This window comes from Nocardia sp. NPDC127526 (assembly GCF_042672265.1).
Taxonomy (GTDB): Bacteria; Actinomycetota; Actinomycetes; order Mycobacteriales; family Mycobacteriaceae; genus Nocardia.
The window spans coordinates 39,646-53,810 of the sequence record NZ_JBHXVO010000035.1; the positions used below are offsets into that span (position 1 = coordinate 39,646).

Annotated in this window: 11 protein-coding genes; 3 read left to right on the forward strand and 8 right to left on the reverse strand. The window is 70.4% G+C overall.

Translation table 11 applies throughout. From position 1 onward, the window contains the following. The first annotated feature begins 94 nt into the window (after positions 1 to 94). Positions 95 to 2,089 carry a Stk1 family PASTA domain-containing Ser/Thr kinase gene (pknB, locus tag ACFVIV_RS34430; protein ID WP_379203725.1) on the forward strand — a complete coding sequence of 665 codons (1,995 nt, stop codon included), beginning with the start codon at positions 95 to 97 and terminating at the stop codon, positions 2,087 to 2,089. Positions 2,090 to 2,327: 238 nt separating this feature from the next. Here the strand turns inward: pknB and ACFVIV_RS34435 are convergent, their stop codons facing one another. The 5 genes from ACFVIV_RS34435 to ACFVIV_RS34455 form a co-directional block, all read right to left on the reverse strand. Continuing rightward, positions 2,328 to 3,716 (reverse strand): class II 3-deoxy-7-phosphoheptulonate synthase, encoded by a 1,389-nt coding sequence (locus ACFVIV_RS34435; RefSeq protein ID WP_379203727.1) that lies wholly within the window; start codon positions 3,714 to 3,716, stop codon positions 2,328 to 2,330. 108 nt (positions 3,717 to 3,824) lie between these two features. After that, the gene (locus tag ACFVIV_RS34440; protein ID WP_379203729.1) at positions 3,825 to 4,775 is read right to left on the reverse strand and encodes a phytoene/squalene synthase family protein; all 951 of its coding nucleotides are present in this window, start codon (positions 4,773 to 4,775) and stop codon (positions 3,825 to 3,827) included. Further along, positions 4,772 to 6,376: an alpha-(1->6)-mannopyranosyltransferase A gene (locus ACFVIV_RS34445; protein WP_379203731.1), complete on the reverse strand. Its 1,605-nt coding sequence runs from the start codon at positions 6,374 to 6,376 to the stop codon at positions 4,772 to 4,774. Before ACFVIV_RS34445 ends, ACFVIV_RS34440 begins: the two co-directional genes overlap by 4 nt. Before the next feature lie 65 nt (positions 6,377 to 6,441). Further along, the gene (crtI, locus tag ACFVIV_RS34450; protein ID WP_379203733.1) at positions 6,442 to 8,040 is read right to left on the reverse strand and encodes a phytoene desaturase family protein; all 1,599 of its coding nucleotides are present in this window, start codon (positions 8,038 to 8,040) and stop codon (positions 6,442 to 6,444) included. A gap of 38 nt (positions 8,041 to 8,078) precedes the next feature. Further along, on the reverse strand, positions 8,079 to 9,188 hold the full coding sequence (locus tag ACFVIV_RS34455) for a polyprenyl synthetase family protein (protein WP_379203770.1): 1,110 nt from the start codon (positions 9,186 to 9,188) through the stop codon (positions 8,079 to 8,081). Between the two features lie 225 nt (positions 9,189 to 9,413). On the opposite strand from ACFVIV_RS34455, the gene ACFVIV_RS34460 reads away from it, so the two are divergent. Both ACFVIV_RS34460 and ACFVIV_RS34465 read left to right on the forward strand, forming a co-directional pair. Further along, positions 9,414 to 10,412, forward strand: coding sequence for a methylenetetrahydrofolate reductase (locus ACFVIV_RS34460; RefSeq protein ID WP_379203735.1), 999 nt, complete (start codon positions 9,414 to 9,416; stop codon positions 10,410 to 10,412). A 106-nt stretch (positions 10,413 to 10,518) separates the two neighbouring features. Continuing rightward, entirely contained in the window at positions 10,519 to 11,268 is a 750-nt protein-coding gene (locus ACFVIV_RS34465) for a hypothetical protein (protein ID WP_379203737.1), read from the forward strand. 19 nt (positions 11,269 to 11,287) lie between these two features. On the opposite strand, the gene ACFVIV_RS34470 is transcribed toward ACFVIV_RS34465, so the two are convergent. From ACFVIV_RS34470 to ACFVIV_RS34480, 3 genes are read right to left on the reverse strand one after another with little or no spacing between them, the layout of a single operon-like run. Next, complete coding sequence (locus ACFVIV_RS34470) at positions 11,288 to 12,580, reverse strand: glycosyltransferase family 2 protein (RefSeq protein WP_379203741.1); 1,293 nt, start codon at positions 12,578 to 12,580, stop codon at positions 11,288 to 11,290. Beyond that, complete coding sequence (locus ACFVIV_RS34475) at positions 12,580 to 13,341, reverse strand: LppM family (lipo)protein (RefSeq protein WP_379203743.1); 762 nt, start codon at positions 13,339 to 13,341, stop codon at positions 12,580 to 12,582. The genes ACFVIV_RS34470 and ACFVIV_RS34475 overlap by 1 nt, the downstream gene beginning before the upstream one ends. A gap of 3 nt (positions 13,342 to 13,344) precedes the next feature. Further along, complete coding sequence (locus tag ACFVIV_RS34480) at positions 13,345 to 14,148, reverse strand: carotenoid biosynthesis protein (protein ID WP_379203772.1); 804 nt, start codon at positions 14,146 to 14,148, stop codon at positions 13,345 to 13,347. Positions 14,149 to 14,165 lie beyond the last annotated feature (17 nt).

Sequence of the window (14,165 nt, forward strand, 5' to 3'; positions counted from 1 at the left end):
TCTCTCGCGCCGCCGCCGTCGCATCACACCCCGGCACGACTACCATCGGGTGAGCCGCACGGGGCGGCGCGGAAGTCGGAAGGGTATCAGTTCATTGATCGGCCAGATGCTGGAAGGGCGCTACCGCATCGACGCGCCGATCGCGCGTGGCGGTATGTCCATGGTGTTCCGGGGGGTGGACACTCGGCTCGACCGACCGGTCGCCATCAAGGTGATGGATCCGAAGTTCGCCGCCGATCGGCAATTCCTGACCCGCTTCGAACTCGAGGCGCGCGCGGTCGCCAAACTCAAGCATCCCTCGCTCGTCGCGGTGTACGACCAGGGCATCGACGGTGATCATCCGTTCCTGATCATGGAATTGGTCGAGGGCGGGACGCTGCGCGAGCTGCTACGCGAACGCGGGCCCATGCCCCCGCACGCGGTGCGCGCCGTGGCCGAGCCGGTGCTGGAGGCGGTCGGCGTCGCGCACGCGGCCGGACTGGTGCACCGCGACATCAAGCCGGAGAACGTCCTCATCTCCGACTCCGGCGAGGTGAAGATCGCCGATTTCGGCCTGGTGCGCGCGGTCGCCTCCGCCAACATCACCTCCGATTCGGTCATTCTCGGCACCGCCGCCTACCTCTCCCCCGAGCAGGTCACCAGCGGCAATGCCGACGCCCGCAGCGATGTGTATTCCGCGGGTGTACTCATCTTCGAAATGCTCACCGGGCGCACGCCGTTCACCGGCGACACCTCGATCTCCGTGGCCCTGCAGCGCGTCGAGAAGGATGTGCCCGCCCCGAGCCGCTTCATCGCCGGCGTGCCGCCGGAGTTCGACGAGCTGGTCGCGCACGCCACCGCGCGCGAGCCCGCGCACCGCTACGCCAATGCCACCGAGATGGCGGGCGAGCTGCGCCGCATCGCGCGGGAACTGCAACTGCCCGGATACCGCGTGCCCGCCCCGCAGGATTCGGCCGAGCACCTCAGCGCCAAGTACCGGGTCGGGCCGACGCCCGCCCCGCAGCCCGCGCACGCCGCATTCGGCGCGACGGAGATGACCACCCGGATCCCCGCCGATCCGCCGACCGTGCAGGTGCCGCCGCAGCATCAGCACACCCGGGTCATGACGGCCGCGCGGGAGATGGCCCCGGACTACGCGCCCCAGGCTCCCGCCAATCCCCGTCAGGGACCGCCGAATTCGGGCTATCAGTCGGAGTTCATCGAGGACCGCGGCAAATCCCGGCGCACCGTGCTGGTCTGGCTCGGCATCGTGGTCACCCTGGCTCTGCTGCTCGGCATCGGCGGCTGGTGGCTCGGGGTGGGCAGATATGAGGCGGTGCCCTCGATCGCCGGGCTCGACACCCAGCGCGCGGTCGCCGCCTTGCAGGCCGCCGGATTCGAGACGGAGACCAAGAACAAGGCCTCCGACATCATTCCGGTCGGCAATGTGGTCGGCACCGATCCGCCGGCCGGTTCGAAGGTCGTCAAGGGCTCGACGGTGGCCGTGCTGGTCTCCAGCGGCAAGCCCAAGGTTCCCGAGATCACGGCCGGACAAGACGTGAGCGCCGCCAATGAGGCCATTCGCGATGCGGGCCTGACCCCGGTCGACTCCGGCGAAGTGGGCAGTTCCGCCCCCAAGGGGACGGTCGCCAAGGTGGAACCCGGTCCCGGCACCGTCCTGCCCGCCGGCGGCACCGTGAAGGTCTACCGCAGCAGCGGTTCCAAGCCGGTGAAGCTCCCCGACGTGCGCGGCAAGACCGAAGAGGAAGCCCGCGCCGCCCTGCAGAGCGCCGGCATCTCGGTCTCCTCCACCCGTACTCAATTCGACGCCAAGGTGAAGCCCGGCCAGATCGTCGGCACCGATCCCGCCGCCGGCACCACCGTCGACTCCGGCAACGGCGTGGCCCTGATCATCAACGACGCCGTCGAAATGCCGTCACTGCTGGGCGACAGCGTCGGCGCCGCGCGCGCCGAACTCCAAGCCCTCGGCCTCCAGGTGCAGGTGCGCCAGCTGGCGTCGAACGACAGCTCCATCGTCATCTCCCAGAGCACCTCCCCCGGAGCCAGTGTGGAAGCCGGCTCGACCGTCACCCTGGTCGCCTTGCCCTGAGCCACCCCCGAACCGCATATCCGCCTCGCTCCGACAGGAGCGAGGCGGATCCGTTTCCGGCCCCGCCGTATTGGACGAGTGATCACCGGGAATCTGTGGCGGCATTCGTCGAGAAGACCCCGCCACCAGTTCCCGGTCGGCGTCGTTTCAGTTCCGGGCTCGTACGAGTTCTCGTCGATCGGAACGTCGAAGGGCCCGAACCAGCGGGTGGTTCGGGCCCTTCGCGTCGATCATGCTGTCAGCGGAGCATTTCCGCGACCAGGAAGGCGAGCTCCAGGGACTGCTGGGTGTTGAGGCGCGGATCGCAGGCGGTCTCGTAGCGGCCCTCGAGGTCGGCGTCGGAGATGTCCTGGGCGCCGCCGAGGCATTCGGTCACGTTCTCGCCGGTGAGCTCGATGTGCAGGCCGCCCGGATGGGTGCCGAGGGCGTGGTGCACCTCGAAGAAGCCCTGCACCTCGTCGACGATGCGGTCGAAGTGGCGGGTCTTGTAGCCGGTGGAGGCCTCGTGGGTATTGCCGTGCATGGGGTCGCACTGCCAGATCACCTGGTGACCGGTGGCCTGCACCTTCTCGATGATGGCGGGCAGCACGTCGCGGACCTTGCCATTGCCCATGCGGGCGACCAGGGTGAGGCGGCCGGGCTCGTTGTTGGGGTCCAGGCGCTCGACGTACTCCACGGCCATGTCGGGCGTGGTCGTCGGGCCGATCTTCAGGCCGATCGGGTTGGCCAGCAGTTCGGCGAAGGCGATGTGCGCGCCGTCGAGCTGGCGGGTGCGCTCACCGATCCACAGGAAGTGCGCCGACAGGTCGTACAGCACCGGCTCGCCGGTGACCGGGCTCTCGCTCAGCCGCAGCATGGCGCGCTCGTAGTCGAGCACGAGGGCCTCGTGGCTGGCGTAGAGGCGGGCGCTGGACAGGTTCGGATCGTTCACGCGACAGGCGTTCATGAACGCGAGCGCGCGATCGATCTCGGCGGCCATGGCCTCGTAGCGGGCGCCGGCCGGGGACTGGGCGACGAACTCGCGGTTCCAGTCGTGCACCTTGTGCAGGTCGGCCATGCCGGCCGAGGTCAGCGCGCGCACCAGGTTCATGGCGGCGGAGGCATTGGCGTAGGCGCGCACCAGGCGCGACGGATCGTGTTCGCGCACCGCGGCGTCCGCGACCAGCGAGTTGATCATGTCGCCGCGGTAGGACTTCAGGCCCAGCGAATCCACGTCGGCCGAACGCGGTTTCGCGTACTGACCGGCAATGCGGGCCACCTTCACCACCGGCAGGCTCGCGCCGTAGGTGAGCACCACGGCCATCTGCAGCAGCGTGCGGATATTGCCGCGGATATGCGGTTCGGTGTTGTCGGCGAAGGTTTCCGCGCAGTCGCCGCCCTGCATGAGGAAGGCTTCACCGCGCGCCACCTCGGCCAGGCGCAGCTTCAGCTCCTCCACCTCGGCGGGCACGCAGATGGGCGGAACGCTCTCCAGCACGGTGCGCATGTTCGCGGCCTGCTCGGGGTCCCACGACGGCTGCTGCAGGGCGGGGCGGGCGAGCGCATCATCGAGGCGCCGACGCAGCTCCGCGGGCAACGGGGGAAGTTCCGGCAGGCGATCGATGGGTACGTCGACGGTCCAGTTCACCCGTTCAGGATACGGACCGACTCCGGTCATACGGGACCACACCCAGGGCTGGGATTTCTCACACCGTGCGAGATGAACCGCTTACCTCGGTCGCGGCCCGGCCTCGGGTTACGAGGCGTAAGTGCGGCGGAGGGGTTGGGCGGCGGCGAATTCTCGGGCGGCGACGCGGAGGCGGCGGTGGCGGGGGACGACGGCGCGGCGGGTGAAGACGGTGTAGTCGGTGCGTTCGATTTGGTCGAGGATGCCGCTGTAGAGGGTGGCGGCGGTGCGGATGCCGGGGCGTACACGCGGGGTGAGCAGGTCGATGCCGGGGGTGGCGGTGCGGTAGATGTCGCGGTTGACGGCGATCAGGTGGGACAGGGCGCGGCGGACGCGTGGGTCGGTGCGGCCTGTTTTGCGGCAATGCACGAGGAGGTCGGCGTCTACGCCGAAGGCGGTCAGTTCGTCGGCGGGGAGGTAGATGCGGCCGCGGTCGAGGTCTTCGGCGATGTCGCGCAGGAAATTGGTGAGCTGGAAGGCTTCGCCGAGGGCGGCTGCGGCCGGTTCGGCTTCGGGTACCGGAACGACCGTGCCGAGGACCGGGAGCAGCTGCAGGCCGATGGCGGCGGCGGAGCCGCGCATGTAGGTGCGCAGGGCGGCCATGGTGGGGTAGTGGGCGCGGAATTGGGGGGTGCCGGGGATGTCCATGCGCATGGAGTCGAGGAAGACCCAGAAGTGTTCGGGCGCAATGGCATAGCGGCGGATGGTGTCGGAGACGGCCAGCAGGATGCGGTCCTGCGGCGACGATACAGGCCATGATCCTGCGCCGGCGCGGCCGGTCCGGGCGAGGCGGCCGCGCAGCTCGTATTCGATCCGATCCAGTTGCGCCGCCGACTCTTCCGCGCGCACGGGCGCGGCGCTGTCGTCGACGATGTCGTCCACCATGCGGGCGAAGGCGTAGAGCGCGTGCACGGCGGGCCTGCGCTCCGGCCCCAGCAGCCGGGTGGCGAGGAAGTAGGTGCGCCCGTGCTGGGCGGCGATGCGGCGGCAGTTCTGGTAGGCGAGGTCCAGCTCGGTCATGCCGCGCTGGGCTGGTTGTGCTCGGTGCTCGCGGGCGCGCGCAGTTTGAGGGGGTCGACCTGCTTCAGCGCCACCGCCGCGACGATGGCGGCGAAGGTCGCGGCGGCCACGTGCCAGAACGTGTAGAGGCCCGGATTGCCGTCGGGCTGGAAGACGAGCATGAGCCACGTGCAGAGCCCGACCAGAATCTGCAATGTCCTTGTCGACAAGGCGAATCCGGCCGCCAGCGCCAGCGGCCACGAGTAGTACCAGGGCAGCGCGGCGGGGGACAGGATCACAATGGCCACGAAGGCCACGGTGATGCCGAAGACCGCCTCGCGTTCGGTGTGCCGGAAGCGCCACCACGCCCACACCAGGATGAGCACCAGCGCGATCGCGCAGATGGAGCGCGTCACCGACAGCACCGATTCCTGCCGCCACGGGGTCACCCAGGTGACCATGTGCGCCATGATGGTCGGCAGCGACAGCCAGTTGATGATCTTCTTGGATCCGGACAGCGCGGTCAGCCAGCCGATGCCGACGCCCGCGAGCGCCGAGGCCGCCGCGAACACGACCGCGAACACCGTCACCCCGAGCCCGGCGATCTTGGCGAACATCATGGCCGGATGCGGCAGCTCGCCCTCACCCCGCTCGGCGCGCCGCTCGCGTTCGTGAATCATCCAGATCCACACCAGGAACGGCAGCGCGATGCCCGCCGTCGCCTTCACGCCCACGCCGATGGCCACCACCACGATGCCGGCCACGTGATGGTGTTCCAGCACCAGCGCGATACCGGCCGCCATCAGGCCGACCATGAGCATCTCGTTGTGCACGCCGCCGATCAGGTGGATGAGCACCAGCGGGTTGAGCACCGCCAGCCACAGCGCGGTGGTCGGCTTGCCGCCCAGATGCTTGGTGAGATGCGGGATGGCCCACATCATGAGCGCCAGCCCCGGCAGCATGACCAGGCGCAGGGCGATGGTCCCCGCCACCACGTTGTCACCGGTGATGGAGGTGATCCCGCGCGCCATCAACAGGAAGATCGGCCCGTACGGCGCGGTGGTGTTGGTCCAGACCGAGCTCACATTGTCCAGCAGCACACCGGGATTCACGCTCGGGCCCACCGCGTACGGATTGAACCCGTCCCGCAGCAGCGCGCCCTGCGCCAGATACGAATAGGCGTCGCGGCTGAACATGGGCACCGCGAACAGCAGCGGGAAAACCCAGATGCCGACAATGGCGCGCAGCTCGTTGAGCGTCACCTTCGCCCCGGGCACCGTGCCGATGGTGGCCCGGCCCAACCGCACCCAGGCGGTGATCATGGCCAGCACGCCGATCCACACGATGACCGTCGAGATCATGTAGCCGTGCCCGTACCGCAGCCAGGACAGGTGCGCCTCTTCCAGCAGCGGGTCGGCCCGGCGGGTGCTGCCCGCCCCGAACCCGCCGAAGGTGATCATGATCGCGCCGAAGAATCCGAGCAGGGCCGCATGCCCTTCCTGGCTGCGCGCGAAGTCGGCGCATTGCCGCATCCAGTTGCCGTGCGTCACCGCGCCCGTGGTGAGCAGGTCGGCGGGAGCGGTGGTGGTGGCGATGGCGGCGTCCATATCGGGGGTCGGCATTGGCGGGCATTCCCCCCAGGAAAAGTCGGCGGCGGCAGCCGCGTGGGTTCAGGACGCCGGTCAGTCTAGTGCTTGTGCGGCGCGGCCACCGCGTCGGCGTCGGCGGATCCGGCCCGGGCATGTCGTAGATCACCCGTGATTCGGGTCGCGGCGAGTTTCCCGGACAGCAGCACCGTGGGCACACCCACCCCGGGCACGGTCCCGGAACCTGCGAGAACGACATTGTCGCGGCCCGGCACCAGGTTCCGGGTGCGGAAGGGACCGGTTTGCCGGAACAGGTGCGCGGCGGAGAACGGGGTGCCCGCGAGCATGCCCTTGTTCTTCCAGGTGCGCGGCGTGTCGAGGTGGTCGATCCGGAAATGCCGCGAAATGCCTTGGTATCCGCGGGATTCCAGGGTCTCCAGCAGCTCGCGCAGATAGTGCGGTGCGAGCCGGTCCCAGTCCAGTGGCGCCGCGTCGAGGTTGGGGCAGGGGGCCAGCAGCGACAGTGGCTCATATCGGACGTCGCGGTCGATGTAGAGCGCCGGATCGGTGAGCGCCGGGCGGGTGAGCAGCAGCGACGGATCGCTCATGAGCGCTCCGCGCCCGTGTTTGCTCCCGCCCCGCCGCCCCGGCCGGGCCGCGATCTCGGCGAAGGTGCGATCCCATTCCCGGCCGAAATCGATGGTGTGATGCGCCTGCACCGGCCAGCTCGCCGCCACCTCGGCGGGAATGCTGCCGTGCGCCACGACCGCGGACGGCGAGGCGCGCAGCCAGCGGCGGCGGCGCAGCCCGAACCGTTCGAAGGATCCGATATCCGCGGTGACCACCACGGCATCGCAGGGCCACACGCGCCCGTCGCCGGTGTGCACGGCGGTGGCCCGGCGTCCGGCGTAGTCGATCCCGACGACGTCCGCGCCGAATTCGACCGTGCCCCCGGCGGCGACCAGCGCCCGCACCAGGGCGTCGGCAATGGCCCGCATCCCGCCCTCCGGGTAGTACACGCCCAGGCAGGTGTCCATGTACGGAATCGCGCCGTACACGCCCAGCGCCCGATTGGGCGCCATGCCCGCGAACAGGGCCTGGAAGCTGAACAATCGCGCCAGTTGATCGTCGCCCATGATCCGCGCCACCTTCGGCCCGAGCCGCCCGAAAGCGCCCAGCCGCACCAGTTTCGCCAGCGCCGCCCGCTTCGCCGGATACCGCACCATGTCCAGCGGCGAATCGAAGTTGGTGTTCATGAAGTGCCCGAACTCGGCCTCGTACACCTCGCGCAGCCAGCCGCGCAGCCGCCGATACCGTTGCGCCGCACCGGCATCCCGTACGCGCGTGATCTCCTCCGCCATGGCGTCGGGATCGGAGTGGACTCCGACGACCGTCCCGTCCGCGAACCGCGCCCGATAGGCCGGAGCCATCTCCAGAATCCGCAGCCCCACCGATTCGCGGGTCTGCCCGACCGCCGCCAGCGCCTCGTCGATCACTTCCGGCACCGTGAGAATCGTTGCCCCGGAGTCGATCTCGTAGTCCGCCCCGCGATACCGCCCGACCCGCCCGCCGGCCTGATCGGCCCGTTCCAGCACCGTCACCCGCCGCCCGGCCCCCGTCAGATGCAGCGCGGCCGCCAGCCCGGACAGCCCGGCCCCCACCACGACGATCCGATCGCAGGGTCCCGCAACAGTTTTCATCCCACCCATGATTTTCCGTGAGTATCCGGCCACGCCGGTCAGTACGCGCGCGCCGTCGCGGCCAGCGCCATGGCCCGCAGCTGCCGCTTGGCGTCCGCGGTCGCGGTGCTGGCGTCCAGGGCGGTCAGCGCCTGCTCGGTGAGGCTGGTGATGCGCTTCTCCACCGCGTCCACCGCGCCGAGTTCGGTGAGGACCGTGCGTAATTCGGCGACCTGCTCCGGTGTGACATCGGTGCCGAGGCTGGTCCGGATGAGCGCCGCGGCCGCCGGATTCGTCCCGTCCGCGCGCTGCAGCGCCTCGGCGATGAGCACGGTCCGCTTGCCCTCGCGCAGATCGTCCCCGGACGGCTTCCCGGTCACGGCCGGATCCCCGAACACGCCGAGCAGATCGTCGCGCAGTTGGAAGGCGATGCCGATATCGGTCCCGAACTCGCGATAGGCGGCGACCAGTTCCGGATGCGCCCCCGCCAGCGCCGCGCCCATGTGCAGCGGCCGTTCGATGGTGTACGCCGCGGTCTTGTACCGGTTGATGCGCATGGCGGCCTCGACGGATTCGTCCCCGCCGGCCTCGCCGTGAATATCGAGCAGCTGCCCGCCCAGCACCTCGGTGCGCATGGCCGCCCACACCGGCGCGAACCGCGCCTGCGCACCCGCGTCCAGCCCGGCATCGCGGGTCATGTCATCGGCCCAGGCCAGCGCCAGATCTCCGATGAGAATGGCCACGCTGGTCCCGTACTGCGCCGCGTCCCCGGCCCACCGCCGATCCAGGTGCCGCTGTTCGTAATCCACGTGCACCGTCGGGAATCCGCGCCGGGTCCGGGAGGAATCGATGATGTCGTCGTGGATCAGCGCGCACGCCTGCACCAGTTCCAGCGCCGAACAGGCGGTCAGCACCGCGTCGGCCTGCGGATCCTCCGGATCGCGTCCCGCGCCCAGCCAGCCGGTCCAGGCGAAGGCGGGCCGGGTGCGCTTGCCGCCGCGCAGCACGAAGGATTCGAGGGCTTCGGTCGCCGCCACGAACACCGGTCCGAGGGGTTCGACGATCTCCCGACGGGTCCGGAAGAAGCCGGTGAGGCGGTCCTCCACGGCGGCGACGAGCGATCCCGCGCCGACCGGTTGGCGGGTCGGGGTACCGGGTCCGGCGGACAGGGGAACCTCCTGGGGTGAGAGCCGCGCTGCGAGTCGTGGTGGCCGCGGGCGAGTTACGCCCCCGACTGTACCGAGCAGCCCGGATCGGCAGCGAGCCGGTCATACCGCGCGAATCCGTCGGACGGCCGGGTCCGGAGCGCCGCGCGGGCGCGCTACGTGCTCGGATATTTCCCTCGAATCCAGGGGGAATACGAGCCGGTGGCGTGCGCCCCTTAAAATGGCCCGGTGAGTTTCGACAATGTACGGGGATATTCGACCCCTGGCCGAGTTTCCCGCACACCGCAAGTGTCCGGAACTCCCTCGGTGGTGCAACAGCTGGGCCCGCGGCCCGATGGGTCCGTCCCGTTCTCGATCGAGTTCAATCCGCCCCGCGACGCGGCCGGTGAGGCGCGGTTGTGGCGGGCGGCCCGGGAATTCGAGCGGATGCACCCGGCCTTCGTGTCCATGACCTACGGCGCGGGCGGCTCGACCCGCGATCGCACCATCCGGGTGACGGGTCAGCTGGCGCGCGAGACCACGCTGCTGACGGTGGCGCATCTCACCGCGGTGGATCACAGTGTGGCCGAACTGCGTTCGATCGTCGGCGCGTACGCGGATTCGGGCATTCGGAATCTGCTGGTGCTGCGCGGCGATCCGCCGGGCGATCCGCTCGGCGAGTGGGTCAAGCATCCCGAAGGCGTGGAGTACGCCGAGGAATTGGTGCGCATGGTGCGCGATCTCGGCGATTTCCACGTGGGCGTGGCCTCGTTCCCGCAGGGGCATCCGCGGTCGGCCGACCTGGACTCCGACACCGAATTCCTGCTCGCGAAACTGCGTGCGGGCGCGGAGTATTCGATCACCCAGATGTTCTTCGACGCCGAGCACTACCTGCGGCTGCGCGATCGCGCCGTGCGGGCGGACCCGGTCGAGGGCGGCAAGCCGATCATTCCGGAGCTCATGCCCATCACCTCGCTGCGCACCGTGGAGCGCGCGGTCGAGCTGTCCGGCCGCGAACTGCCGGAAGCGGTCATGACCCGCCTGCGCAAGGCGGCCGGCGACGGCCCGGAGGAGAACCGCGCGGCCGTGCGCGCGGCCGGCATCGAGATCGCCACCGAGATGGCGCAGCGCCTCATCGACGAGGGCGCGCCCTGCCTGCACTTCATCACGCTGAACTTCGCCAAGGCCACCAGCGAGGTGCTGGCGAACCTCGGCTACACGGTCACCGCCGCCCCGGCCCACGCGTGAACCGGCCCGGCGTGCCGGGCGAAATGTCGGGATTGGGCTGGTCGGCGGGGTAGCGTGCGTCCTCACCGCGACGTTGAGGAGCAAGGCGCTGAGAGGTGGCCCCCGCATGTCTGTGTTGCAGAACTTCGTCCGTGTCGCAGGTGCGCTGAGCGCCTGCGCGGTGCTGACCGCCGCGCCGGCGGCCGCGGCCCCGGGCGGCCCGGCCGGGGAATCCGCCGCGCCGGCGGCCGCGGGCGCCACCGACGCGTCCGCGGTCATCGCGGCCCTCGGCCGTGCGGGGGAGACCGCGGCCCCCTCCGACTGGTTCACCGCCTACGGCGAGACCCTGGGCGGCCTGCAAGCCTTGGGCGTCGACCCGTTCCTCTATCCGACCGCGGCCCCCTTCTGCCTGGGCGGCACCACGCTGGGCATCGCCCCCGCCGTCGCGGGCACCATTCCCGGACCGTGGCCCAGATACACGGTTTCCGTTCCCGGACTGGACCTTTCGGCCGTCAAAGCCGGTCAGGCCATGTTCGCCTTCGTCCCCTACGGCCTGAACCCGGACGGCGCCGACACCGCCGGCATGCAGGTGGCCTGGCTCAACCTCACCAATGGCAAGAGCGGCTTCACCCCCATGGGCCCGCTCAACCAGGTTCTGAGCGGCATGATCCCGCCCGCCGTCCCCAATGAGCTCCGCCCCGTCGTGGAGCGCGCGGTCCACGACTACTTCGCCGGCGCCCTGCCCCAGGGCGGCGTCCGCGCGGTCCCCGTCGACACCGGCTCCGGAACGGTCCTGGCCGCCATGTTCGGCATGGTCCGCAACGGCCAGAGCTCCTGCTTCTTCTTCCCCACGGTGGGAATCACCCCGGTGCCCTGAGCCTGGGACCGCAGTGTGGTCACCGGCTGTTGTTGAGCGAGCGGCCTTTCCAGGTCAGCGTGCCACTGCCCTGAGCTCGATGTGATCTTGCCGATAAGCGGAAGTAGGCCGCTATCGATAGCGGATGCGCAAGTGCCGCAATCACATCCGCGCCGGTGAGCCGTCCGCCGGACTCGGTGGAGCGGGCCAGCACGCGGCCCGTGACCGCGGCGCCGTAGCCGATCGCGCCCGTGCGGCGCAGCCGTCCCCGCCCGAACAGCGCGGCCAGCGGCGGCGCCCAGAACGCGAGCGCCGCCACCGCGCCGACGGCGAGACTCCCGGCCCGGCCCCCGTACGCCGACCACAGCCAGCGGGTATATCCCTCGTCGAGTTCCCTTGCGCCCCGGTACATCCGGGTCTCGGCCAGCCGTCCCCCCGCCGCCAGCGCGGTGCGCCGACCGGCGCGGCGCAGTGCGCGGGCCAGGGCCAGATCCTCGGTCACCTGATCCGCGACCGCCGCATGCCCGCCTATCTCGCGGTAGGCCGCGGCATCGAACACCAAGAACTGCCCGCACGCCACCGCCGTCGACGGCCGCAGACTCCGATTCGCCGCGACCACCGGCAGCGAGGCGGCCCACGACCAGCACAGCAGCGGCTGCACCAGCCACTCGGCGACCGATTCCGCCCGCTGCCGCGGCCACGGGCACACCAGATCGGTTCGCGCCCGGTGCAGTTCACCGACCGCCGCCGCCAGTGCGTACTCCGTCAACCGCACATCCGCGTCGAGGAAGACGAGCACGACGGCCGGATGGTCGGGCGATCTCTCCGTCATCCCGGCGCGCTTTTGGCCGGGCTCCAGGCTGGCTTGGTGGATTCCGGCCAAATACACGCCGGAATGACGAGGGGAATAGTCGGCAGGCCGGTCGGGGGTGGCTGTGCCGACTCCCGCCTGTGCCGCCAGCCGGGCACAGGCGGCGTTCTTGCCGGTCCAGCCTTCCGGCGGTTCGATCTCGTTGCGCACCACGGTGAATCGTTCATCGCCGGCGACGGCGTCGAGCGCGACCCGGTAGGTGTCGTCGGTGGAGGCGTCGTCGAGGATCAGCACTCGCAGGCGCGGGATGCCCTGCTGGGCACGCAGATCCGCGATCAGGGCGGGGAGCCGCTCGGCTTCGTTGCGGGCCGGTATGCAGACGGTGACCGGCTCGATGACGGCCGGTCCGCCATTGCGCAACTGCCGCAGCGTGATCCGATTGAGCAGGGCGAGGCCGGCGCCGAGCGCGGCCACCGCGGTTCCGGCCCGCACCGCGAACTCGCCGGTGCGGGATCCGATCATCAGTGGTCGCGGTCCGGGCGCACCCAGCGGGCGGCGCGCACATAGGCCGGGGCGTCCGGATTGCGGGTCATATAGGCGAGCACCGCCACCACCGCCGCGACCGCGAGGGTGATGCCGCCGACGATGCCGGCCCAGCCGGCGAAGGAGCGGGTATTCGGGTCGGAGTAGCCGACTTCGGCTTTCAGGGTGGACACCTCACCGGCGGGCAGCTTCCAGGTCACCACGGAATCGCCCTCGCGGGTGCCGTTGGTGGTGGCCACGCGGGCCGGGAAGGCCACGGTGAACTGCACATCCGAGCCGTGCGGGGGCAGGCTCTTGAGATCGATGCGGCCATTGAGGGTGACCAGGTCGCCGACGCGGCTGAAGCCCAGCTGGAACATGCCCTGGGTCTGATCCGAGAGCGCCCCGAGCTGCTGCACCTCACCGAAGGTGAGATCGTCGAAGTACACCTGGCTGCCGGAGTAGCCGTCCTGCGCGTAGGGGGTCACCCGCACCTTGGCGGCGAGCGCGTCGGGCGCTTTCAGCTGCGGCCCTTTGTCGTTCTCGTTCTGCGGAACGGTGGCGGCCACGATCCGCCCGGACACCCGGTCATTGGAGGACACGCCCATGGAGGCCTGCACCCGCAGGCAACCGGTCAGCATGATCGCCAGCGCCGCGAACAGCACGGCCGCCGATATCCGCACCCACCGGCGGTGTCTGCGCACCGCGGTCACCGGCTGGTGCGTGTCGTCTGCTGTGGTGGGGTTCGGGCTCGGCTGCACGGCTCACATCGTGCCATGGCCCACCGGCCGCAGCGTGATTCGACGGGCCCTCAGCCCGCGAACCAGCGGAATCCCCAGCACCGCCAGCCCCGCGAACCCGTAGGCCGCCGACACCGGCAGCCCCAGGAACACCGCGTGCGCCAGCGTCGAGCCGAGCCACGTCCACAGGAAGACCGCGACCGGAACCATCAGCGCGGCCCGGTTGTCCGCCGCCGTCCGATCCCACAGTTCCAGCAATCCGGCCATGACCATTCCCACGGCGAACCAGCCCAGATAGTTGGTGACCGGAATATCGCCGAGCCCCGGCAGTCCCGGCACGCCCGAGCACCAGGTCCACTGCCCGTCGGCCACCATCTGCGGATCCAGGAACAGATCCCAGCCCACCGCGCCCAGTGCGGTCAGCGGAATCCGCGTTCGCGCAGCCGAACCCAGCAGTCCGGCCACGATCCAGACCGGATACACCCCGCCCGTCCACGCCAGCGGCACCACCAGCGGCACGCCCGCCAGCTCCGGCCCCAGCCGCCCGGTGGCGTAGTCGTAACACCCGAACGGCATACCGGTGGCCGTCCCCGCCACCTCGGCCGCCAGGCCGACTCCGGACAGGATCACCAGAAGCCCGGCCGCCCAGCGCAATCCGCGCGTGAGGGCGGCGTGCGTCAGCGCGGTGAGCGCCGACAGCACCACGACCGCGACCGTCACCCGGTCGCGTCCGGCCCCTTCGGTCAGCGGGTACGCGATCTGCACCGCGACCAGCAGCACCGCGGGCGCCGCCGCGGCGAGCCGCCGTGTGCCGTCGTCCGAGCCGATCGCGACCGGCTCGCTCA

What these genes read in the sequence shown, in the direction of transcription:
- ACFVIV_RS34440 (WP_379203729.1), bottom strand. Translation starts at nt 4,775, where the DNA reads ATGACCGAGCTGGACCTCGCCTACCAGAACTGCCGCCGCATCGCCGCC.
- ACFVIV_RS34445 (WP_379203731.1), bottom strand. Translation starts at nt 6,376, where the DNA reads ATGCCGACCCCCGATATGGACGCCGCCATCGCCACCACCACCGCTCCC.
- crtI (WP_379203733.1), bottom strand. Translation starts at nt 8,040, where the DNA reads ATGAAAACTGTTGCGGGACCCTGCGATCGGATCGTCGTGGTGGGGGCC.
- ACFVIV_RS34465 (WP_379203737.1), top strand. Translation starts at nt 10,519, where the DNA reads ATGTCTGTGTTGCAGAACTTCGTCCGTGTCGCAGGTGCGCTGAGCGCC.
- ACFVIV_RS34470 (WP_379203741.1), bottom strand. Translation starts at nt 12,580, where the DNA reads ATGATCGGATCCCGCACCGGCGAGTTCGCGGTGCGGGCCGGAACCGCG.